19 protein-coding genes are annotated in these 22960 nt (G+C 72.0%); 1 reads left to right on the top strand and 18 read right to left on the bottom strand.

The window, feature by feature from the left end; all coding sequences use genetic code 11:
- Positions 1-344: 344 nt before the first annotated feature.
- The 9 genes from AB0C36_RS22750 to AB0C36_RS22710 form a co-directional block, all read right to left on the bottom strand.
- Positions 345-788 carry a DUF8830 family protein gene (locus tag AB0C36_RS22750; RefSeq protein ID WP_435839102.1) on the bottom strand — a complete coding sequence of 148 codons (444 nt, stop codon included), beginning with the start codon at positions 786-788 and terminating at the stop codon, positions 345-347.
- A gap of 93 nt (positions 789-881) precedes the next feature.
- Positions 882-2012, bottom strand: coding sequence for a glutamate 5-kinase (gene proB, locus AB0C36_RS22745; RefSeq protein WP_358356733.1), 1131 nt, complete (start codon positions 2010-2012; stop codon positions 882-884).
- A 37-nt stretch (positions 2013-2049) separates the two neighbouring features.
- On the bottom strand, positions 2050-3492 hold the full coding sequence (obgE, locus tag AB0C36_RS22740; protein WP_358356731.1) for a GTPase ObgE: 1443 nt from the start codon (positions 3490-3492) through the stop codon (positions 2050-2052).
- Positions 3493-3581: 89 nt separating this feature from the next.
- Positions 3582-3836 carry a 50S ribosomal protein L27 gene (gene rpmA / locus AB0C36_RS22735; protein ID WP_358356729.1) on the bottom strand — a complete coding sequence of 85 codons (255 nt, stop codon included), beginning with the start codon at positions 3834-3836 and terminating at the stop codon, positions 3582-3584.
- Between the two features lie 5 nt (positions 3837-3841).
- Entirely contained in the window at positions 3842-4159 is a 318-nt protein-coding gene (gene rplU, locus AB0C36_RS22730) for a 50S ribosomal protein L21 (RefSeq protein ID WP_358356727.1), read from the bottom strand.
- Between the two features lie 273 nt (positions 4160-4432).
- Complete coding sequence (locus tag AB0C36_RS22725; RefSeq protein WP_358356725.1) at positions 4433-7975, bottom strand: Rne/Rng family ribonuclease; 3543 nt, start codon at positions 7973-7975, stop codon at positions 4433-4435.
- 184 nt (positions 7976-8159) lie between these two features.
- Positions 8160-8993 carry a TIGR03936 family radical SAM-associated protein gene (locus tag AB0C36_RS22720; protein WP_358356723.1) on the bottom strand — a complete coding sequence of 278 codons (834 nt, stop codon included), beginning with the start codon at positions 8991-8993 and terminating at the stop codon, positions 8160-8162.
- Between the two features lie 98 nt (positions 8994-9091).
- A complete protein-coding gene (locus tag AB0C36_RS22715) occupies positions 9092-10672 on the bottom strand; it encodes a hypothetical protein (RefSeq protein ID WP_358356721.1) in 1581 nt (526 codons plus the stop codon).
- A gap of 376 nt (positions 10673-11048) precedes the next feature.
- Positions 11049-11432, bottom strand: coding sequence for a winged helix-turn-helix transcriptional regulator (locus tag AB0C36_RS22710; RefSeq protein ID WP_358356719.1), 384 nt, complete (start codon positions 11430-11432; stop codon positions 11049-11051).
- 104 nt (positions 11433-11536) lie between these two features.
- On the opposite strand from AB0C36_RS22710, the gene AB0C36_RS22705 reads away from it, so the two are divergent.
- Positions 11537-11932, top strand: a complete 396-nt coding sequence (locus AB0C36_RS22705; RefSeq protein WP_358356718.1) for a PPOX class F420-dependent oxidoreductase — start codon at positions 11537-11539, stop codon at positions 11930-11932.
- A 24-nt stretch (positions 11933-11956) separates the two neighbouring features.
- Here AB0C36_RS22705 and AB0C36_RS22700 read toward each other — a convergent pair whose 3' ends face one another.
- The 9 genes from AB0C36_RS22700 to AB0C36_RS22660 all read right to left on the bottom strand — a co-directional run bounded on the left by AB0C36_RS22700 (position 11957) and on the right by AB0C36_RS22660 (position 22940).
- Positions 11957-13879: a TIGR03960 family B12-binding radical SAM protein gene (locus AB0C36_RS22700; protein ID WP_358356716.1), complete on the bottom strand. Its 1923-nt coding sequence runs from the start codon at positions 13877-13879 to the stop codon at positions 11957-11959.
- Positions 13880-14064: 185 nt separating this feature from the next.
- Positions 14065-16167 (bottom strand): DUF2339 domain-containing protein, encoded by a 2103-nt coding sequence (locus AB0C36_RS22695; RefSeq protein WP_358356714.1) that lies wholly within the window; start codon positions 16165-16167, stop codon positions 14065-14067.
- Positions 16168-16239: 72 nt separating this feature from the next.
- Entirely contained in the window at positions 16240-17322 is a 1083-nt protein-coding gene (locus AB0C36_RS22690; protein ID WP_358356712.1) for a lysylphosphatidylglycerol synthase transmembrane domain-containing protein, read from the bottom strand.
- Complete coding sequence (locus AB0C36_RS22685; RefSeq protein WP_358356710.1) at positions 17319-18593, bottom strand: acyl-CoA reductase; 1275 nt, start codon at positions 18591-18593, stop codon at positions 17319-17321. The genes AB0C36_RS22690 and AB0C36_RS22685 overlap by 4 nt, the downstream gene beginning before the upstream one ends.
- Positions 18590-19690, bottom strand: coding sequence for a LuxE/PaaK family acyltransferase (locus AB0C36_RS22680; protein WP_358356708.1), 1101 nt, complete (start codon positions 19688-19690; stop codon positions 18590-18592). The genes AB0C36_RS22685 and AB0C36_RS22680 overlap by 4 nt, the downstream gene beginning before the upstream one ends.
- Complete coding sequence (locus AB0C36_RS22675; protein ID WP_358356707.1) at positions 19687-21171, bottom strand: AMP-binding protein; 1485 nt, start codon at positions 21169-21171, stop codon at positions 19687-19689. Before AB0C36_RS22675 ends, AB0C36_RS22680 begins: the two co-directional genes overlap by 4 nt.
- The gene (locus tag AB0C36_RS22670; protein ID WP_358356705.1) at positions 21168-21935 is read right to left on the bottom strand and encodes an SDR family NAD(P)-dependent oxidoreductase; all 768 of its coding nucleotides are present in this window, start codon (positions 21933-21935) and stop codon (positions 21168-21170) included. Before AB0C36_RS22670 ends, AB0C36_RS22675 begins: the two co-directional genes overlap by 4 nt.
- Positions 21928-22170 (bottom strand): acyl carrier protein, encoded by a 243-nt coding sequence (locus AB0C36_RS22665; protein WP_358356703.1) that lies wholly within the window; start codon positions 22168-22170, stop codon positions 21928-21930. Before AB0C36_RS22665 ends, AB0C36_RS22670 begins: the two co-directional genes overlap by 8 nt.
- A gap of 74 nt (positions 22171-22244) precedes the next feature.
- Positions 22245-22940: a UDP-N-acetylglucosamine acyltransferase gene (locus AB0C36_RS22660; protein ID WP_358356702.1), complete on the bottom strand. Its 696-nt coding sequence runs from the start codon at positions 22938-22940 to the stop codon at positions 22245-22247.
- Positions 22941-22960: the final 20 nt, after the last annotated feature.

Below are 22960 nucleotides of genomic sequence, written 5' to 3'. Positions count from 1 at the left end.
GAACACCTCGCCGGCTTCAAAGTCCCCAAATACATCATCGTCACCGACACCCTCCCCAAAAACCCCAGCGGCAAAATCCTCAAACGCGAACTACGTGGCACGTACGCGCACTTGGCGGAGGCAGACAAGTAGACCCGGGGGGTCTTCAACGTCCCGTCGGGGAGCCCGCGGGCCGTGGTGCGTGCGAGCCGGGGCCTGGCGGCAAGGTCCGCCACACGGCGACTTGGGCGGGCGAAAGAGGCCCGCGCCGGGCCCGGCGCGGGCCCGGAGCGTGCCGCGGTTCGCGGGCCCGGCGGCCCAACCGGACTTGGAAGTCGCGGCCCAAGCGGTCTCCCCGAGGCCGCTTAGAACGGCTGTACACCGCCCGGCACGATCGGGCCGCCGCCCGGCGACTTGGCGCGCTGCTGCCACGTACCGCGGTCGACGACCTCAAGACCGATGATCTCCCAGGGCGGGAGGCCCGCCGAGCGGCGGTGTTCGCCCCACAGGCGCAGGGCGAGCGCCGCCGCGTCCTGGAGGTCGCGGGCCTCTTCCCAGTAGCGGATCTCGGCGTGGTCGGCGGCGTAGCGGCCGGCGAGCAGGAACGGGTGGTCGTGGGCGAGGCGTTCGAGCGCTCTGCGTATCTCGTCCGAGGGAACCGCACCACCCGCGACGGTCAGGGTGATGTGCCACATCCGGGTCTCCTCGACCCGGATCGCCTCGTCCCCGCCGAGGCCGCCCTCCGGCGTCGCGTTCGGGCGCACCGACGGCGCGGCCTCCCAGGGCAGTTCCCTGCCACGTCCCTGCACTGGTCCGCCTCCCGTCGATGACGTGGGGCGGCTCCCCGGCGGCGTGGTCCCTGCCGCCGGGGCCTGCACAGTGCCGCCCCCGCGTCGCGTGCGTCAGCGGCGCAACAGCACCAAGTCGTCGCGGTGCACGACCTCGCGCTCATACGCCGGCCCCATTTCCCGGGCCAGCTCGTGGGTGGAGCGGCCCAGGAGCCCGGGGAGTTCCTTAGCATCAAAGTTGACCAGCCCGCGGGCGATGATGTGACCGTTTTCGTCGACAAGGTCCACCGGGTCGCCCGCGACGAACCCGCCCTCGACGGCGGTGATGCCGGCCGGCAGCAGCGACTTGTGGCGCTCGACCACCGCGCCGACCGCGCCCTCGTCCAGGACCAAGCGGCCGCGCGCGGTGGTCGCATGGGCGAGCCAGAGCAGGCGGTCGGCACCGCGTACACCCGTGCGGTGGAAGAAGGTTCCGGTCTGCTTGCCGGTCAGCGCCTCGGACGCGTGGCGGGCCGCGGTGAGCACGACGGGGATGCCCGCGGTGGTCGCGATGCGGGCGGCCTCGACCTTGGTGACCATGCCGCCGGTGCCCACGCCCGCCCGCCCGGCCTTGCCGATCTCGACGCCCTCCAGGTCGGCGGCACCGCGGACTTCGGGGATGCGGGACGAGGTGTGGCGTACCGGATCGCCGTCGTAGAGGCCGTCGACGTCGGACAGCAGCACCAGCAGGTCGGCGCGTACCAGGTGGGCGACCAGCGCGGCGAGGCGGTCGTTGTCGCCGAACCGGATCTCCTCGGTGGCCACCGTGTCGTTCTCGTTGACGACGGGCAGCACCCCGAGGTTCAGCAGGCGGTCCAGGGTCTGGTACGCGTTGCGGTAGTGCGTACGCCGCGTCATGTCGTCGACGGTCAGCAGCACTTGGCCGACCCGCAGGCCGTACCGCGCGAAGGACGCGGTGTAGCGGGCCACCAGCAGCCCCTGTCCGACGCTCGCCGCCGCCTGGGCGGTGGCGAGGTCGCGCGGTCGGCGGTCGAGTCCCAGCGGCGCGAGGCCGGCCGCGATGGCGCCGGACGAGACGAGGACGATCTCGGCTCCCTCGGCGCGCTTCGCGGCGATCACGTCGACGAGCGCGTCGACGCGGTCCGCGTCGAGGCCGCCGGCGGCGGTGGTCAGGGACGACGAGCCGACCTTGACCACGATGCGGCGTGCGGAGGTGACGTCCTCACGCCGATCAGGGACTGACATGCGCGGTGCTCCACTCCCCCGGCCATGGCCGGGCCGGTCACTCGTTGCCGAAGGGGTCGAATTCCTCGTACTCGCCGCGGATGGACTCGCGTTCGCGGCGGCGCTGCACGGCCGGGCGCTGCTCGTCGAAGCGGTGGTCCTCACCGCGGCGGCCCAGCATCTCGGCGCCGGTCGCGACGGTCGGCTCCCAGTCGAAGACGACGCCGGACTCGTCGTCGCCGATGACTACCTCGGCGCCGGGGCGCGCACCCGCGTCGAACAGCGCCTCCTCGACACCGAGCCGGGCGAGCCGGTCCGCGAGGTAGCCGACCGCCTCGTCGTTGGCGAAGTCGGTCTGGCGCACCCAGCGTTCGGGCTTGGCGCCGCGCACGATGAAGGCGTCGCCGCGCCGGGTGACGGTGAAGCCGCTGTCGTCGACGGCGGCCGGCCGCAGCACGATGCGGGTCGCCTCCGGCGGCGGGGCGGCGTCGCGGGCCTGCTGGACCAGGCCGGCCATCGCGAAGGACAGCTCGCGCAGGCCCTTGTGGCTGACCGCGGAGACCTCGTACACCTTCAGGCCGCGGCCTTCGAGTTCGGCGCGCACCAGGTCGGCGAGGTCGTGGCCGTCGGGGATGTCGGTCTTGTTGAGGGCGACCATGCGCGGCCGGTCGTCGAGGCCGCCGTACGCGGCAAGCTCCGCCTCGATGGTGTCGAGGTCGCTGATCGGGTCGCGGCCCGGCTCCAGCGTCGCGCAGTCGAGCACGTGCACGAGCGCCTTGCAGCGCTCGACGTGCCGCAGGAACTCCAGACCGAGGCCCTTGCCCTGGCTCGCGCCCGGGATGAGGCCGGGCACGTCCGCGACGGTGTAGACGACGTCGCCCGCGGTCACCACGCCGAGGTTGGGCACGAGCGTGGTGAACGGGTAGTCGGCGATCTTCGGGCGGGCCGCGCTCAGCGCCGCGATCAGGCTCGACTTGCCCGCGCTCGGGTAGCCGACGAGTGCGATGTCGGCGACGGTCTTGAGTTCGAGGACGTAGTCGCCGCCCTCGCCGGGCTCGCCGAGCAGCGCGAAGCCGGGGGCCTTGCGGCGCGGCGAGGCCAGCGCGGCGTTGCCGAGGCCGCCGCGGCCGCCCTGGGCCAGGACGAAGCGGGTGCCGTTGCCGACCAGGTCCTCGACGACCTCTTCCTTGCCACCGGGCAGGAGGCGCTTGACGACGGTCCCGTCCGGGACGGCGAGCACCAGGTCGCTGCCGTCGGCGCCGCTGCGGTTGCCGCCCGCGCCGGGCTTGCCGGAGGTGGCCTTGCGGTGCGGCGAGTGGTGGTACTCGAGGAGGGTCGTGACGTTGGGGTCGACGACGAGCGACACATCGCCGCCGCGGCCGCCGTTGCCGCCGTCGGGGCCGCCGAGCGGCTTGAACTTCTCGCGATGGACGGAGGCACACCCGTGGCCCCCGTTACCCGCGGCTACGTGCAGAACCACGCGGTCGACGAAGGTGGTCACTTGTACCTCCAGCAGTTTTTTGCGGCAAAGACCGAAGGCGGACCGTGGATCCGGTCCGCCTTCGGGTCGAGCAAGGGGGTCCCTGGGCCTTAGGCCGCCGGGACGATGTTCACGACGCGGCGTCCGCGGCGCGTGCCGAACTCCACCGCACCGGCGGCGAGCGCGAACAGGGTGTCGTCGCCGCCACGGCCGACGTTGGCACCCGGGTGGAAGTGCGTGCCGCGCTGGCGGACGATGATCTCGCCCGCGTTGACGACCTGGCCGCCGAAACGCTTCACGCCGAGCCGCTGGGCGTTGGAGTCACGGCCGTTACGGGTGGACGATGCGCCCTTTTTGTGTGCCATGTCCTCTACTTCTTCCCGGTCTCGATGCCGGTGACCTTCAGCTGGGTGTGCTGCTGGCGGTGACCCATGCGCTTGCGGTAGCCGGTCTTGTTCTTGTACTTCAGGATGTCGATCTTCTTGCCCTTGGTGTGGTCGACGACCTCGGCCGTCACCTTCACACCGGCGAGGACCCACGGGTCGCTCGTCACGGACTCGCCGTCGACCAGGAGCAGGACGGGAAGCTCGACGGTCTCGCCGGCCGCAGTCTGCACTCGGTCGGCCTGGAAGACATCGCCGACGGCAACCTTGTGCTGCCTACCGCCGGCGCGAATGATCGCGTACACCGCGAACTCGCTCTCTGTTCGATCGGAGTCCCTGACGCCAGCCGTCTCCGACCGATGCCGGGCGGCCTCCCCCGGCGCAGACGCCGGGAGGTGGGTGCTCAGGAACTTGGCATAAACATGCCGAGGGTCAAGAGTACGGATCAGTTCCGCACCCGGTCAAACCGGGTCCCGGCCGCGCGGCGCGGGACCCGTCGGGGGCCGGACCTGGGCCCGACCCCCGACGTGGGTGTCGCTGTATGCCGCCGCTTTCCCAGCCGACGTCGTACCGCTTGGCTAGTTGCCGGGCGCGGACGCCGAGACGGGCTCGGCGGCGGGCTCGGCGCCGTCCGCGGCCCCGCCCTCGGTGGGCGTGGCAGCGGTCGGTGCACCGGCCGGGCGGGTGGCCCGACGCGGCGCCTTGCGGGTGCGCTTCGCCGGTGCTGCGGGCTGCTCCTCCGGTGCCGCGGAGTCCCCGGAGGGCGCGGCCGCGGGTTCGGCGGGTGCCTGCTCGGCCGGGGCCGACTCGGCCGGCGACGAGTCCGTCGATGCGGTGTCGGCCGCATCCGCTCCGGCGGCGGTCTTGCGGGTCGACTTCTTGGCGGCGGTCTTCTTGGCCGCCGTCTTCTTCGCCGCGGTCTTCTTGGCGGCCGTCTTGCGCGGGGCGCGCTTGGCGGCCTTCTTCGGGGCCTCTTCGGCGTCTGCATCGGCCTCGGCACTGCCGGCCTCGACCGTCTCCGCGGCTTCGTCCGCAGACTCGGTCGACGCGGCCCCGGCCGACTCCACCAGTTCGGCGGGCTCGACCAGTTCGACCGGCTCCGACTCCGCCGCGACGACGATCTCGGCCTCGGCCTCGACCGGCACCTCGGTGTCGGCCTCGCTGTCGGCGTCCCTCTCGACGAGTTCCACGACCTCGATCGGCTCGTCGGTGTCGACGGCGTCCTCGACATCGACCACGTCGATGATCTCGATCGGTTCGTCGGCCGCGACCGTCTCGGCCGGCTCGTCGTGCGTGTGCTCGTGGGCGCCGTTGCCGTTGCCGTTCCCGCCGCCCTTGCCCCGGCGGCGGCGGCTCGAGCCGCCGGACTTCTGCTCGGGCGTGTCCATGCGTACGAGCACACCGCGCCCGTTGCACTTGTCACACGTCTCGGAGAACGCCTCCAACAGCCCCTGGCCGACCCGCTTACGCGTCATCTGGACCAGGCCGAGCGAGGTCACCTCGGCGACCTGGTGCTTCGTACGGTCCCGGCCCAGGCACTCCAGCAGGCGCCGCAGCACCAGGTCGCGGTTGCTCTCCAGCACCATGTCGATGAAGTCGATGACGATGATGCCGCCGAGGTCCCGCAGCCGGAGCTGGCGGACGATCTCCTCGGCCGCCTCCAGGTTGTTGCGGGTGACCGTCTCTTCGAGGTTGCCGCCCTGCCCGGTGAACTTGCCGGTGTTGACGTCGACCACGACCATCGCCTCGGTGCGGTCGATGACCAGCGAACCGCCGCTGGGCAGCCACACCTTGCGGTCGAGCGCCTTCATCAGCTGCTCGTCGACGCGGTAGGTCGCGAAGACGTCCGTCTCGCTGGACCACTTCGACAGGCGCGGGGCCAGGTCGGGGGCCACGTGCGCGACGTAGTTGTGCACGGTCTCCCACGCCTCGTCGCCGGAGACGACGAGCTTGGTGAAGTCCTCGTTGAAGATGTCGCGGATGACCCGGACCGTCATGTCCGGCTCGCCGTACAGCAGCGCGGGCGCGTTGGCCGTCGCCGCCTTCTTCTTGATGTCCTCCCACTGCGCCTGCAGACGGGTGACGTCGCGCGCCAGCTCCTCTTCGCTCGCGCCCTCGGCGGCGGTACGCACGATCACGCCCGCGTCGTCGGGAACGATCTTCTTGAGGATGGTCTTCAGGCGCGCGCGCTCGGTGTCCGGCAGCTTGCGGCTGATGCCGGTCATCGTGCCCTCGGGCACGTACACGAGGTAGCGGCCCGGCAGCGAGACCTGGCTGGTGAGGCGGGCGCCCTTGTGACCGATCGGGTCCTTGGTGACCTGCACCAGGACCGACTGGCCGCCCTTCAGGACCGCCTCGATGCGGCGCGGCGAGCCCGCGTCGAAGTTGACCTCGCCGGCGTAGAGCACCGCGTTGCGGCCCTTGCCGATGTCGACGAAGGCGGCCTCCATGGACGGCAGCACGTTCTGGACCTTGCCCAGGTAGACGTTGCCGACGTACGAGGTGGCCTGCTCCTTGTTCACGTAGTGCTCGACGAGGACGCCGTCCTCCAGCACGCCGATCTGGGTGCGCTCACCGGTCTGGCGCACCACCATGACGCGCTCGACCGCCTCGCGGCGGGCCAGGAACTCGGCCTCGGTGATGATCGGCACGCGGCGGCGGCCCTGCTCGCGACCTTCGCGGCGGCGCTGCTTCTTGGCCTCCAGGCGCGTCGAGCCCTTGACGCTCTGCACGCCGTCGCCCACGTCCTCGCCCTCCGCTGCGCGGTCGGCCCGGCGGGCGCGCGGCTCGCGGACCTTGACCACCGTGCGCTCGGGGTCGTCGGCGGCGGGCGACTCGCCGTCGGCACCGTCGCGGCGGCGCCGACGGCGACGGCGACGGCTGGTGGTGGTCGCCGAGTCGTCGTCGTCCTCGTCGGCGCCCTGGGCGTCGCTCGCACGGGGCTCGGCGTCCTCGGCGTCCTCGTCGGACTCGTCGGACTCGTCACCTTCGTTCTCGCCGTCGGCCCGTTCGGCGTCGCGGCCCCGACGGCGGCGGCCACCGCGGCGGCGGCGCCGGGTCGGGCGGTCGCCGGACTCGTCGCCCTCGGCGTCGTGGTCGGTGTCGGCCTCGCCCTCGGCGCCCTCGGCCTCCGCCTCGGCGTCGTCCTCGGCCGCCGGGCGCCCGGCGCCCGGACCGGCGACGGTCACGCCGGGAATGCTCGCGGCGGCCTCGGCGGCCGGGTTGCGGCGGGTACGGCGGCGGCGGGTGCGCGGCTCGTCGGCCGGCTCCTCCGCGTCGTCGTGCTCGTCGTCCGCCACGGCGGCCGCCGGCGTGACCGCGCGGGCGGTGTGGGCCTCCGGGGCCTGGAACAGGGGCTGGAAGACGGCAGGCGCCGCACGGCGGGTACGCGTGGGTGCCGGCGCCTCCTCGGGCTCCGGCTCGGCGGCCTCAGGGGTCGCCTCTGGCGTGGTCTCCGCCGCGGTCTCGGCCGGCACGGACTCGGGCTCGGGCTCGGCGGCCGCGCGCTTGCGGGTACGCCGCGTCCGGCGCGGCGCCGGCTCGGCCTCTTCGGCCGCGGCCTCCTCGACGGGGGCAGGCGCGTCGGCAGGCGCGGCCGTCTCGGGCTCGGCGGTGGCGGCGGTCGCGGGCTCGGCCTCGGGCTCGGCGGCCACGCGCTTGCGGGTACGCCGGGCCCGGCGCGGTGCTGGCTCGGGTTCCGGCTCCGGCGCGGCTTCGGCGGCCACGTCGGCTTCCGCTTCGGCCGCCTCCTCCTCCGCCGCGGCATCCGCGTCCGGCTCGCCGGTCGGCTCGGGTGCCGCTTCGGCGGCAGGGGTGTCCGCGGCCGCAGCTATGGCCGGTGCGACATCGGCGTCGGCAGGGGCGCCGGCCGTGTCGGGCGTGTCAGTGGTGTTGGTGCTGTCGGTCGTGTCGTCGGTCCCGGTGCTGGGCTTGGGCGGCCCGGCCGGTCGGCTCGCGGCCCGGCGGCGGCGCCGCGCGGGGGCAGCGGGGGCTTCTGCCCCGGCGTCCGCCGAGGGCGCGCCCGCACCCGTGTCCGAGGTGGATGTGGAGTCGTTGGATGTCGCGGTGTCGTGCGGCTGGGCGTCGTCGGACGCCGCACCGTTCGGCTCGTTCTCGAGCATGCGGGTCTGTCTCCCGTCACGCTTCCGGGCGCTCCAAGGAGGGCGCCGCACAGAAGCTCGTCTCTCGCTCGCCGACCCCGCACCTGGCAGGGCCGACGAAAGTCTGTCGGAATGCGCCCCTGGCACCCGGTAGTTCCGGGCCGAGGCGTCGACGGCGGTCCGTGGCTTCGGCTCCGCCCCGTGTCTACAGCTCCTCGTTCCCCGTCGAGGTCACCGCATGCTCGGGCGCGAGCGGATCGGTCACCGCACCGGTCGCGGTGTCGAGCGGCCCCTGCGCCAAGCGAGTCACCGCGGCGGGAACGGGCGGCGCGAGGTCGGCGACCAAGCGGAGACCGGACAGAACGTCGTCGGGTCGGACGGCGGGTGTGGTGTGCCGTACAACCAGTCGCAGTATCGCACAGGGTCGGTCGCCGCTCCCATCGACACCCTGGTGACCTGCGTCAATCTCATCATCGGACGCATGGGACCCATCCGCCCCGTCCGACGCGGCGGAAGGAGCGTCCGTGTCCAGCGCGGCCACGGCGGCCCGCGCGTCGAAGGCACGCATGCCGTTCTTGGTCATGCGTTCGACCTCGACCGATTCCGCGGCCATGAACGCCTCGACCGCCTTGCGCGCCGTCTCCGGCTCGACGTCGGGCAGCCGGATGTCCCACACCGACGCCTGCAGCCGCTCGGCGAGGTTGCCGGGCGCCGCCTCCACGACCTCCAGCACGTCCAGGCCGGGCGGCAGCGAGGAGTCGAGGAGTGCCCGCAGCTCGTCCGGCTCGCAGCGCCGCACGACCGAGATCTCCAGGTACTCGGCCTCGCTGGCCACGCCGGTCGGCGCGGCGCCCGCGTACGACACCTTGGGGTGCGGCGTGAAGCCCGCGGAGTAGGCCATCGGCACCTCGGAACGACGCAGCGCCCGCTCGAAAGCGCGCTGGAAATCCCGGTGGCTGGTGAACCGCAGGCGGCCGCGCTTGGCGTAGCGCAGGCGCAGTTTCTGGACGGCCGGAGCGGGCGGCGGTCCTTCGGGCATTCGGCGTGCCAGGGCTACTCAGTCCTCAAGTAGTGCGATATCAGGGATGAACTCTGGCTCCAGGGTACGGGGAGCACGCGCCCGCGCGGACCCCGCCGTCACCGGCCGCCGCGCCGCATCGAGCGGGTCACGTCCTTGACGGTCTGGCCGACGCTCTTCCGGGCCTCGCGGATGGCGGCGCGCGTGTCGGCCGCGGCCTGGCGCGTCGCGCGTACGGCCGACCGCGCCGCGCGCCCGACGCCACCGAACGCCGACTTCGCGGCACGGCCGATCGGGGCGAGCACCGCGCGGTACGCCGCGGTGAACGGCCACACCAGCACGCGCCACACCTTGACCGCCGCGCGTCCGGCCCACCGGACCGCTTCGCGCATCGCCCGGCCGATTGGCAGGACGACGTACCGCCATCCGGCCGCGAACGGCCACGAGATCACGCGCCACAGCCAGCGCAGGACACGCATGGAACGGTTGCCGGCCCACACGAAAGCGGTCTTCAGGGCACGGCCGAGCGTGCCGCCGCCCTTGCGCACGCCGCGCCCGACCTGGCGGAACGGCCATATGACCGCTTTGACGACCCAGCGGCCGGCCTTCGCCACCGCGCCGCCGGCCCAGACCAGAGGCGCGCGCACTCCCCGTCCCAGCCAACACAGGCCCCGCCACAATTGGCGGAAGGGCCAGGTGAGGACCAGCGCCGACATGCGGACCGCCCATACGAGGGCGCCTCCGAGCGCGGCCAGGGCGGCAGAGATGCCACGACCGACAGCCGCGAGCGGATGCCGCAGCCACATGAGCCCGCGCCAGATCTGCGTGAGGGGCCAGATGAGCCCCTTGCCCAGCAGCACCAAGCCGCGCCCGAGCCACACGAATGCGCGGCCCAGCCAGTCCAATGCCGTACGCCCGACCGCACGCAGTCCGCGCCCGAGCGCGCACAGACCGCGCCACACCTGCACGAACGGCCACGCCAGGACGGCCCCGAAGGACCGCAGCACCAGGCGCACCCACGGCCCGAGGCGCCGCAGCCCGGCCCAGAGTTTGACGAACGGCCAGGCCAACGCGCGGCCGAGCGTCGCGATGCCGCGGGCCAGCCACGGCCCGAGCCACATCAGCCCGCGCCAGATCTGCGCGAACGGCCACACGAGCCCCTTGCCCAGCAGCACCAGCCCGCGCGCGAGCCAACCACCGAGCCACACCAGCCCGCGCCACAGCTGCACGAACGGCCACGCGAGGACGCCGCCGAGCCGCCGCAGTCCACGGCCGACGGCGCGCAGCCCCGCGCCAAGTTTGCGGAACACCCACGCGAACCCGCGGCCGACGGCCTCAAGTCCGCGCCACAACTGCCGGAACGGCCAGGCGATCATGCGTCCGCACCAGCGCAGCGCCTGGCCCAGGTGCACGAACGGCCAGGCGATCACGCGCCAAATGCCCTTCAACGGCACCGCGAGCACGCGTCCGAACGCCTTGATCCCGCCCCAAACCGCGAGCGCCGCACCCCGCACCAACTGGAAGGGCACAACCACGACAAACGCGATCACCCGAAGCGGCCACAACAACCACCCGGGTGCCTTGGGCGCAGCGTCCTCGACCGGCTCTTCGGCCGCGGGCGCATCCGGTGGGGCGTCGTCGCGCTTGACGAGATCGACTTCCGACGGCCGCCGCGCCTCGGGCACATCCGTACCCGTCACCGCTGGTGGACGTTCGTCCTTTCCGAGCACAACCCGACGTGTCGCCTCGTCGTCCGCAGGCGTGTCGCCGACCCACCCGGGGCGGTGCCCCGAGCCAGAGTCCCCCTGTGTCATGCGCCCTCCCCCCGAAAGCCTTGACACCCCGTCAGGACGTGTCGGTCCGAGCCGCTGGTTCCACCGAAGCCCGGAACGGTACACGAACCGTCAATGTCCCCAAGCCGGACCCCGCCCGCCAAATCCCCCTTTTCGAACACCGCGGTCCAAGCACGCCGCAGAACCCGGCTGCCGATCAGCGTGACCCCCGCGCCCCGAACCGCCTCACGAGCACCAGTCCACAGCAAAAACGCATGGTCCGAACGACGTACGCGCCCTCGGCTCAGTCGGCCGCGCGGTCGTACGCGTCCCGCGAAGCAGCCACGGCCGGCTCGTGCCGCTCGGCCCATGCGATGAGTCCGGACAGGTACTCGTACAGCTCCCGCGCCATCCCGGTCGCCTCGTACTCCACCTTCGGCGGCACCGTCGGATACACCGTGCGGGTCAGCAGGCCGTCGCGTTCCAGGCCGCGCAGCGTCAGGGTGAGCATGCGGCGGCTGACGCCGGGGATCGCCCGCTCCAACTCGGTGAAGCGCACGGGCCCGTGGTGGGCCTCCATGAGGATGCTGATGCTCCACTTGCCGCTCACCCGGTTGAGCACGTCGAGCACCCGGCATGCCTGGGTGACCTCCGCCGACTCCGTTACACAGATGTTCCGCCGTGACATGAAAGTGCCTCCTTCCGCCGGCCCCCATGGTCACCCAAGATGGGGGCCGTAACAAGAAGTGCCCCAAGGGGCGCGCGAATCGCACCAACGGAAGCGGGAGCACCATGTCCACGAACCTCGACGAGCCGACACGCAAGCTGCTCGACGGCAAGAACTTCGCGACCGTGTCGACCCTCACCGCCGACGGCGGCCCTCAGGCCTCGGTGGTCTGGTACCAGCGCGACGGCGACACGCTCGTGTTCTCCGCGACCGAGGGCCGGGCGAAGGTACGCAACCTGCGCCGCGACCCCCGTGTCAGCGTCACGGTCTTCGACCTGGAGAACCCGTACCACTCGGTCGAGCTCCGGGGCACCGCCGAGATCGTCCCGGACCCGGCGAAGGAGCTGCCGCTCGCGCTCTCGCTGAGGTACCTGGGCGAGGCCCCGCCGCCGGAGCCCGACGAGATCGCCCGCGTGGTCGTCCGCGTGACCCCGACCAAGGTGAACAGCTTCTCGGTCTGATCCCCCGCGCAACCCGACCGTGCGCTACTTGACCGACAGCGGCAGGAGCTTCTTGCCGGTGGGGCCGATTTGGATCTCGGTGTCCAGTTGGGGGCATACGCCGCAATCGAAGCAGGGGGTCCAGCGGCAGTCGTCGACCTCGACCTCGTCGAGGGCGTCCTGCCAGTCCTCCCACAGCCAGTCCTTGTCGAGGCCGGAGTCGAGGTGGTCCCAGGGGAGCACCTCGTTCCAGTCGCGTTCGCGGGTGGTGTACCAGTCGACGTCGACGGGGTCGTCCGCGAGGGCCTTCTCGGCGGAGCGCATCCAGCGCTCGTAGCTGAAGTGCTCGCTCCAGCCGTCGAAGCGGCCCCCGTCCTCCCAGACGGCGCGGATGACCTTGCCGACGCGGCGGTCGCCCCGCGAGAGAAGGCCCTCGACGATGCCCGGCTTGCCGTCGTGGTAGCGGAAGCCGATGGACTTGCCGTACTGGCGGTCGGCGCGGATCGCGTCGCGGAGCTTCTGGAGCCGCGCGTCGGTGGTCGCGTGGTCGAGCTGCGGCGCCCACTGGAAGGGCGTGTGCGGCTTGGGGACGAAGCCGCCGATCGAGACGGTGCAGCGGATGTCGCGGTTGCCGGAGACCTCGCGGCCCTTGGCGATGACCTTCTTGGCCATCTCGGCGATCTGCAGGACGTCCTCGTCGGTCTCGGTGGGCAGGCCGCACATGAAGTACAGCTTCACCTGGCGCCAGCCGTTGCCGTACGCGGTGGAGACCGTCCGGATCAGGTCTTCCTCGCTGACCATCTTGTTGATGACCTTGCGCAGGCGCTCGCTGCCGCCCTCGGGGGCGAACGTCAGACCGCTGCGGCGGCCGTTGCGGGTCAGCTCGTTGGCGAGGTCGATGTTGAACGCGTCGACGCGGGTGGACGGCAGCGAGAGGCCGATCTTGTCCTCTTCGTACCGGTCCGCGAGGCCCTTGGAGACCTCGGCGATCTCGGTGTGGTCGGCGGAGGAGAGCGACAGCAGGCCGACCTCCTCGAAGCCGGTCGCCTTGAGGCCCTTCTCGACCATCTCGCCGATGCCGGTGATGCTGCGCTCGCGCACCGGACGGGTGATCATGCCGGCCTGGCAGAAGCGGCAGCCGCGCGTACAGCCCCGGAAGATCTCGACCGACATGCGCTCGTGCACGGTTTCGGCCAGCGGGACCAGCGGCTGCTTGGGGTACGGCCACTCGTCGAGGTCCATGACGGTGTGCTTGGACACGCGCCACGGCACACCCGAGCGGTTCGGCGCGACGCGCTGGATGCGGCCGTCGTCCAGGTAGTCGACGTCGTAGAAGCGCGGGACGTACACACCGCCGGTGACCGCGAGGCGGAACAGCAGTTCGTCGCGCCCGCCCGGCGAACCCTCCGCCTTCCACGCCCGGATCACGTCGGTGATCTGCAGCACCGCCTGCTCGCCGTCGCCGACCACCGCGGCGTCGATGAAGTCCGCGATCGGTTCGGGGTTGAACGACGCGTGCCCGCCGATCAGCACGATCGGGTGGTCCTCGGTCCGGTCCTTCGCCTCCAGCGGGATGCCCGCCAGGTCGAGGGCGTTGAGGAGGTTCGTGTAGCCGAGCTCGGTGGAGAAGCTGATGCCGAAGACGTCGAACGCGCCGACCGGGCGGTGCGCGTCCACGGTGAACTGCGGGACGGAGTGCTCGCGCATGAGCTTCTCCATGTCCGGCCACACCGCGTAGGTGCGCTCGGCGAGCACGTCCGCGACCTCGTTGAGCACCTCGTAGAGAATCATGACGCCCTGGTTGGGCAGGCCGACCTCGTACGCGTCCGGGTACATGAGCGCCCACCGCACCGAGGCGGCGTCCCAGTCCTTGACGGTCGAGTTCAGCTCCCCTCCGACGTACTGGATGGGCTTCTGCACGCGGGGCAGCAGCGGCTCCAGGCGCGGGAACACCGACTCGACGGGCATGGCGCAGCCTCCGGCGGGGGCGGGGTGAGAGATGGGGGAACAGCCTCCCAGCCTAACGCCTGCCCGAACCTTCCCGGACTGCGTCGCCGGAGGGCGGCGCGCGAGCCGGTGCGGCAGCAGGCGCGTACGCCGACGCCGAGTGCGGATCATCCCCGCGCCCGGCGCCCGCCGAACACCTTCGCCGACTACCTCTTGACCGGTGCCGGAACCGGAGCCGGTGCGGGCGGCGGCGGGGGTGCCGGCGCCGGGATCACGCCCCGGGTGCCGTACTTGTCCGCCAGCCAGACGATTTCAACCTTGCTGCCGGGAGTCTGGTCCACTGCCGCCTGGAGGCGCGTGGCCACGTGCGGCTCGAACGTCACGATGCGCAGCTCGCGGTCGGTCTGCCGGATGTACGTCTCCAGGTTGTCCACCCAGCGCTGGGCGGCCGCCCAATACGTGAAGACTTCCTTCTCGCCGCCCCGCTTGGGCAGCTCTTCGCCGATCTTCATCGTCAGGCCGAGGTGGTGGTTGATCGCCCCCAGTTCCAGGTTGGCGATCACGTTGCCCCACGGCCACCCGACGATGACGAGCGTCGGCTTTCCGTCGCCGATGAGGCCGGCGTTGTACATGGTGCGCAGTTCGCGCGCGATCGGCGTCTGGGTCTGCGGCTTACCGGCCATCCAGACCGCGCCCCACGTGGTGTCGTACGCCGGGCGCCCGGCCACCATGACGGGCTTGTTCCACGCGATCGCCCCGGTCGCCAGCACCCCGGCGAGGGCCGCCGCCACGACGGCGACCCCGGAGACGGCGCGCCGCTGCCGGTGGCCGAGTGCGAGCTTCACGCGCGGCACGTTGAGCAGGAGCATCGCCGGACCGACCGCCAGGCAGGCGAACAGCACCCCGGCGTGCACGTACTTCTCGCTGTAGTACGAGTTCGCGCCGGTCTTCAGGTGCTGGTACACCGTCACCAGGACCATCGCGGAACCCACCGTGAACAGCTGCCAGGCCATGGCGCGGTTCGAGATCGAGCGGCGCGCCTTGCCGAAGACGTACGCGATGATCAGCACGACGGCGACGGCGGCCAGCATGCGGCGCGAGGTCAGCTCGGCGAACCCGGGCACGAGCAGGTGCTCGGACGGGTTGAGGGTGCCGAACAGGTAGGGCGCCAGCGCCGGGATCAGGGCCAGCGGGGACACCGCGGCCGCGACGATGAACGTCCACTTGTTCAGGAGACGGGCCCGGAACAGCCACAGGGCTCCGACCGCGCCCACACCCATGACCGGCAGGAAGAGCGGATACGAGAACGCCACGCCGACGATGGCCATCGTGAACAGGAGTACCTGCTCGCGCGGTCGGTTGGGGTACCGGACCAGGACCGCGGTGCCCATGACCAGGAAGACCAGGCCGATCAGCTCCGAGTCGAAGCCCGACCAGACCAGCCAGATCATGATGCCGGAGCACATGAAGCCGCCGACCACGCCGAGCGTCAGACCGCGCCGCCATCCGGCGACGGCCGGGCCCGCGACCCAGCGCGCGCCCCACACGACGGCCAGCACGAGGATCGCGTAGCCGGTCGTGGCGTACCAGAAGTAGCGCTGGAAGGCGCCGGTGTTCGTGCCGCTGTCGACGTCGGAGCGCAGGAAGATGTCGAGGAACGAGTAGAGGTACGCGGCGCCGTTCGGGTAGTTCTCCGCGAAACCCGAGTCCAGGAAGGGCTTGGCCTGATCCGGGTTGATGAACGTGAACCCGCCCGTGGTGTGGATCGCGTCGAACATCGTGTAGTGGCGGATGCGGTCCCCGGTGGAGTTCATCGAGAAGTACGCCAGGTTCCACTTGAAGCCCCTGCCGAGGGCCGGCCAGGCGACGACCAGCCAGGCCGCCACCGCCGCGCCGACCACCATCAGGTCGGAGCCGCGCAGGCGCAGCGGCAGGCTCGGCGTGCGCTTGGCCGCGGCGCCGGCGATGACCAGCACCGACAGGATGAAGCCGGCGACCGGCACCGGCTCCAGGCCCCACGGCCAGACCGAGAACACCAGGCCGGAGGACAGCAGGGTGCCGGCCAGCAGGGCGGCGCCGATCATCAGCCGGTCCAGCAGGGTCCCGCCGGCCCGCAGCAGCGACGAGGTGACCAGGAGCATCACCAAGAGCAGCAGGGCGTCCGCCTTGACCGCGTGGGTCGCCAGCGGCAGCAGCCACGCCAGGGCCAGCAGCTCCACGACGCGGACGGCGTACGGCTGCTTCAGCCAGATCCGACGCACCGTACCCCACTGCTCCGCGGGGAAGCGCTTGCCGGCCGACATCAGCATCAACGTGCTCCTTGAAGTCTCTGCGGTGGTGGGGCCGGTGCGCGGGGCCTGGCTCCGGTGACCCGCGGCGTGTCAGTCGCGCGCGGGCGGCTCGTTCGCCGTGCCGGATCCCGAGGAAACGCCGGCCGCCGCCTTGGGCGCGGAACCGGCGTCCACCGGTCCGGCGGCCGCCGCCGCGTCCCGCTCCGTGCGGCTGAGCGCACGGCGTCCAAACAGCGCCGCGACACCGGCGGACACCACGTCGGCGACGGTGAACATGAGCCGCGACACCAGCGCGAGGGCGACCGCCTCGCCGCGCGGCATCGTGGACGCCAGCGCGGCGACGATGACCAGCTCGCGCACGCCCGCACCGGACGGCAGGATGAACGCCACCACGCCCAGGGTCAGGCCGACCGCGATCGCGCCCACGCACAGCATGACCATCGACAGGTCGGCGGACGACACGGACTTCGCGAGCAGCCACAGGTGCAGGCCGAGGAACGCGTACGACAGGACCGTCAGACCGGTCAGCTTGGCGACCAGCGGCCAGGTCAGGCGCAGCGTGACGGGCGGGCGGCGCAGCAGCTTGAGGACGAACTCGCCCGACTTGGCGAGCATCCGCGGGTGCAGCCACACCAGGCCCACCGGCACCAGGAGGAAGACCCACGCCGCCTGCGGAGTCTCGTCGAGCAGCAGCGGCAGCGCCATCAGGCCGAGGACCAGCGAGATGATCGACGAGACCGCGACGTACATCAGCGTCGCGGTGAACAGCCGGGCACGCGACACCTTGGCCTTGCGGCCGAGTTCGAGTTGGAGGACGTACGCCCAGACGGAGCCGGGCAGGTACTTGCCGAGCTGGCTGACCAGCATGATGCGCGCGCCCACCGCGTATCCGGTCGGGCGGCCCATGCTGTCGACCAGGGTCTGCCAGGTCAGCCAGCCGAACGTCATGCCCAGCAGCAGCGAGATCCCGCTCGCCGCGACGCCGTACCACGGCATCTTGCTCAGCGTGTCGCTGACCTCGCCCCAGTGGCTGTACGCCATGTACGCGATGCCGCCGATGGCCAGCAGAAGCAGGAAGGGGCGCATGATCGCGATGAGCCGCGCGGCTCTGCGCATCCACACCTTGGCCGTGGAATCCGGGGTCGCGACGGGTTCCGTCGCCGTGCTGGTCACCGCCGCGCCTGAGTGGGAGCGGTGCCGAGTGTGGTGATCCGGGTGAACTCGCGCGGCAGGTCGTAGCCGTCCCATATAGGGGCGAACGACAGCGCCGACCCGAAGGGCACGATGCGGTCGATCCCGCGGCCCGCGACGGCCGCGGCGAACTCGGCCAGCTCGTCGGCGTCGAACCCGTAGTGGCTCAGCGTCTGGTCCTTCCGGCCGAGCATCGGGACGAGGTCCGTGAGCCGGGCGACGGTCGCCGTGGGGAACGCGCCGGCGCCCAGCCAGCCGCGCGGCACGTCCAGCGGGCGCGCGAGCTCCAGGACGGCGAGCGCGTCGCCGGCCGCGAAGCCGAGCGAGGACGCGCGGCCCTGGGCCGCCTCGCCGTACGCCGCCACGCGCTTGTGCACCGCCATCGCCGGGTCGGGCAGTTCGCCGCGCGAGGCCAGCAGTGCCTCCAGGCGGGTGAACAGGTCGCGGCGCGCCTCGTCGGCGGCGGCATCTGCCCCGACCCAGTACAGCGCGCGCGGCGAGGCGCACGCGGCCTGGTCGAACCAGTAGCTGTCGTTGTAGAGGTCCAGCACCGCCTTGTCGCGGTCCTGCGGGGTCGCGCGCAGCCACGCGGCGGCCGACACGACCGCGAACGACGCGCGGTCGGGGAAGGTCAGGTCGCGGGCCGCGGGGGCCAGCGGGGCGCGGCGCACGGCGTGCACCGACTGGTCGCCGCCCCACACGACACGCAGGTCGCAGGCCGCCGACAGGGCCTCGGTCATGCGGTCGTCGCGGTCGTACGTGATCATCCGCTGGGTCGCCGCGACTGCCGGGTGGGCGTCCGCGAGGGCGGTGCCCAGGCGCTCCAGGATCACTTCGGCGGCGGCACCCGAACGCGGCGAGATGCGCACGATGTTGCGGTTGCCGGTGAGGGCGGCGAGCGCCCAGGCGTACACGAAGATCGTGTCGACGTTGGCCGGTGGGACGTGGAAGATCAGGCCGCGCGGGAAGCGCAGGATCTTGGTGTGCGCGCCGACGCCGACTCCCGGGTCGTTCAGCCGGGTGAGCTGCGCGGCCAGTTCGCCGCGGCGCAGGAAGAAGCCCAGCGGCGCCAGTTCGGGGTGGCGGCGGACCAGCGCGGGGTCGAGGAGCGTACGGCCGAAGGCGGTGAGGAAGTCGACGATGCGCGGGTCCCCCACGACCAGCGGACCGTCCGGGACCTCCGCGTCGACCTCCGCGAGGAGGTCGGGGAGCGCGCGCGGCGGCCCCTGCGGGAAGCGCTGTCTGATCATCATGCGGCCTGCACCCCTTGCGGTTCCGGCACGTCCTGCGGTGCCGAGAACGTGTCGCTGCAGCCCCGCGCCTCGGCGCGCGGGAGGCGCCCGAGTACGGAGAACCGCTTGCCCGGCCAGTGGCCGTCGTCGATGCCGTGCACGACGCCCAGGTCCTCGGTCAGCAGCACGTGTCCCGGGTACGAGCGCGGCAGCGAGCTGACGACCTCGATCACACCGGGCGTGCCGATCGGCTGCTCGGCCCAGGTCTCCGGGTCGCGCACCACGATGTCGGCGAAGTCCGGGCAGTACAGGGCGTCGCCCTCCGGGCCCTCGACGAACACGGTGCCGATCTGCTCGACCATGCCGTAGTAGTTGTGGATGCGCGTGAGTCCGGTGTCGGCGGCGAACCGGGCGCGGAAGGTGGCGTTGTCCACCGCGCGGTCGGCGAGCTTCTTCCAGCCGCCGGAGTGCACGAGGATGCCGTTCGACAGGTCGAAGCCGTGTTCGACAGAGACCTCGTACAGGTACTGCCACACCATGAAAGTGAAGCCGAAGATCAGGAACGGCTTGTCCCCGTACGCGGTCAGGAACTTCGCGATCGCGTCCGGGTCGGGCCGCTCCTCGGCGTCCAGCGCGTAGGCGTGGTTGCGGCCGAACCCGGCCATGCCCAGCACGCCCGCGCCGCGCGCGGAGAACGACAGCCGGTTCTTGACGAGGCCGGAGCTGTCGACCATGAGCATCGGCAGCCGCTGCTTGCCCAGCACCGCCTGGAGCGTCCGGCTAAGCGCGCGGACCTGGTTTCCGGCCGCTTCCTTGTCGAGGTAGATGCGCGAGACCTCGGCGCCGGTGGTGCCCGACGACGTGAGGGTCTTGAAGATCTCCTCGCGCGGCACGCTGGCCAGGTCGTGGTGCTTGAACAGCCGGACCGGCAGCCAGGGCAGGTCGGCGATGCGGTCGGCGGCGCGGCCGGACGGCACGTCGAGTGCGGACAGGATGCGGTCGTACGGCTCGCAGTTGGCCCGGTGGTGCTCGGTCAGGGCCAGGAGCTCGGGCAGCAGGACGCTCTCGCGCTCGGCCTGCGTGCGTCCGAAGACGAAGTCCGCTGCGGCGCCGGTCATACCCCAGCCTCCAGTGCGCGGTAGTCGATTTTGCCGCTGGCCAGCAGCGGCAGCGCGGGCACGGTGCGCACGTCGAAGCCCGAGGAGTGGACGCGCAGCCGCTCGGCGAGCGCCCGGCCGGCCGCCCGGCAGCCGTCCTTGTCGGCGCCTTCGAGCCACACGATGATGCGGTCGTCGCCGGGGACCGCGGCGGCGACTCCGTGCACGCGCAGCATGTCCTCGAGGTCGTCGAGGCTGACGCGCGTGCCGAAGACCTTGCCGATGCGCTTGAGGCGCCCGGTGATGGTCAGGAATCCCTCGTCGTCGAGACGGCCGAGGTCGCCGGTGGCCAGGACGCCGCCGAGGTCGTCGCCGCGGGCGAGGTCGTCCTCGGACTCGGCGTAGCCCATCATGACGTTCGGCCCGGTGTAGACGACCTCGCCGATGCCCTCGGGGTCCTCGGGGCCGTCGTCGTCGAGCGGGCGGATGGTGAACTCGCCGCCGGGGATGGCCTGTCCGGCGGTGCCGAGCTTGTCCGCGAGGCGCTCGGGCGGCAGTACGGCCATGCGCGCGGTGGCCTCGGTCTGGCCGTACATCACCACGAGGCGGCCGCCGACCTCGTCCATGCGGGCCGCGAAGTCCTTGACGAGCGTGCCGCGCAGGCGTCCGCCGGCCTGGGTCAGGGTGCGCAGCGCGGGGTGCTCGGCGGGCGCGAAGCCGATGCGGCGCAGCATCTCGTAGTGGTACGGCACGCCGGCGAAGCTGGTGGCCTGGTGCTCGTCGACCGCTTCCCAGAAGGTGCGGGACAGAACGCCGTTCGCGTCGACGAGGAGGGTTGCCCCGACGACGAGGTGGCTGTTGAGCACGGACAGGCCGTAGCTGTAGTGCAGCGGCAGGCTGGTGGGCGCGACCTCGGCGGGGCCGAGGTCCAGCGCGGTGGCGATCGAGCGCGCGTTCGCCAGCACGGCGCCGCGCGAGAGGCGGACCAGCTTGGGGTTGCCGGTCGAGCCGCTGGTGGTCAGCAGCACCGCGAGGTCGGGGTGCACGCCCGCGCTGTCGGCGTCCTTGCGGACGAAGCCGGTGCCGACCGCCGCGCGGTAGCCGGTCGGGGTGGGCCCGTCGGCGCCGGTGACGGCGGCCGGGCGGAACCGGGCGATGAGCGCCTCGAGCGCGGTGCGGTCGAGCGCGGGGTCGAGCAGCAGGACGGCACGCCCGGCGGAGAGCGCGCCGAGGTAGCCGAGGATGCCGGGCACGTCCTGGCCGGTCGGCGCGAAGACGATGCCGTCCGGCAGGCCGGCGAGGCGGTCGGCGGCCTCGTCGATCCGGGCGCGCAGGTCCGCGCCGGTGAGGCGGCTGCCGTCGGTCCCGTCGACGAGGGTCACGCCCGGGTGGACGAGGAGGTCCGCGAGCGTGCCGCCGGACGCGGGGTCGGCGGCCCCCTCCGCGGGGCCTTGGGCGGAGTCGGAGGTGCCGGGCGAGGCCGGGCCGGACGCGTTCGTCACAGGACCATGCCTCCGTCGACCCCCAGGATCTGTCCGGTGACGAATTCGGCGTCGGTACCGCACAGGAAGCGGATCGCGCGGGCGACGTCCTCCGGGGTCCCCACGCGGCCGAGCGCGGTGTCGGCGGTACGCCGTTCCACCACCTCGTCGGGGACGTTCGCGATCAGGTCGGTGCGGATCATGCCGGGGGCGACCGCGTTCACCCGGATGCCGTGGCGCCCGAGTTCCTTCGCGGTCGACTTGGTGAGGGCGGTGACGGCGCCCTTGGACGCCGCGTACACGCTCTGCCCGGCGCTGCCGCGCTCGCCGACGATGGACGCCAGCAGCACGATCGAGCCGGTGCGCTTGCGCATCATGACGCGGGCCGCCGCCTGGAGGCACGTGATGGTGCCGACGACGTTGGTGTCGAGCATGCGGGAGATGTGCTCGTCGCGCATCATGCCGACAAGCGCGTCCTCCATCGCCCCTGCATTGGCGACGAGGCAGTCGACGGCGCCGTATTCGCGGGCCGTTCCGGTGAAAAACGCGCGGACCTGGGCCGAATCGGTGACGTCGAGCGCGTGGCCGGCCACCACGGTGCCGTGCTGTGCGGCCAGTTCGGCGGCGCGTTCCTTCGCGGCCGCCTCGTCGCGCCCGGTCAGCACGACGGTGGCGCCCTGCTCGGCGAGTGCCGAGGCGGTGGCGTGCCCGATGCCCCTGGTGCCGCCCGTGACCACGCAGATCCGGCCTTCGAACGCCCGGTCGCGGGTCACGCTGTCAGTCACCCTGGCCCATCTCCCGGAGCATGTCGTACGCGACCTTGAAGGCGTTCATGTCGATCACCTGGTCGGTGTCGAGCTGCACGTCGAACTCGTCCTCGATCGCCGCGACCAGCACCATGTGGCCGAGGGAGTCCCACTTGTCGATCTCGCGGTAGCGGAGGTCCTCGATGCTGGTGGTCTCGGGGTCGAGGTCGAGCGCGGACGCGAAGACGCCCTTCAGCCGTTCCTTGGTGGACATGCGTCCCCTTCTCTTGCCTTCGGCGGTTCGATTAGGTCTGCTGCGCTCTGCCGGCCGCACACGCGCCCAGGCCGTCACGCCACGGGCGCGCTGCGCTCCCAGGCGGCAAGGAGCTCGGCGATGTCGTCGGGCAGACCGTCCGGGACCGGGGTGCGGCCCTTCACATACTCCCCCATGGCCGCGGCTGCCGCTCCGTTGACGCCCACTCGGCTGAGCCCGATCTCATTGATGCCGGTGGTGCGTGCCGGGTTGCCGACCGTGATCGAAAAGGGCGGTACCTCGCGTCGCACGGAAGCGCCCATTCCCACCATCGCACCGGGGCCGATCCGCCCGAACTGGTGGACCATTACACCCATGCCGATATTAGCGTACGCACCGACCTGGGTATGACCGCCGAGTTGTGCGGCACTCGACAGCGTGACCCCGTTCCCAAGGGTCGAGTCGTGTCCCACATGGCTGTAGACCAGCAGGTAGCTGTCGTCGCCGACACTGGTTTTGCGCTTGGTTCCCTGGTGCACGGTGACGAACTCGCGAAAGTAATTCCGGCTGCCGATCTCGATCCCGAAACCGTCCAGCTCCCCGTCCCAGGCCGCGGGATGGGGGCCGCCCCGGAATTCCGCAGGAGACCCTATCGACACATGGGGCCCGATCCAATTGCCGTCGCCGATGACGCACGGGCCGACAATGACGGTATACGGACCGATTACATTATCCTCGCCGATTTCGACCCCCGGCCCGATCACGGCCGTCGGATGAATGCGGTTACCCATGTTGTGGTTCCTGACGTATC

It is taken from the genome of Streptodolium elevatio, from assembly GCF_040649515.1.
In the GTDB taxonomy this organism is placed as follows: domain Bacteria; phylum Actinomycetota; class Actinomycetes; order Streptomycetales; family Streptomycetaceae; genus Yinghuangia; species Yinghuangia elevatio.
This window is presented reverse-complemented; position numbering and strand designations above follow the sequence as displayed.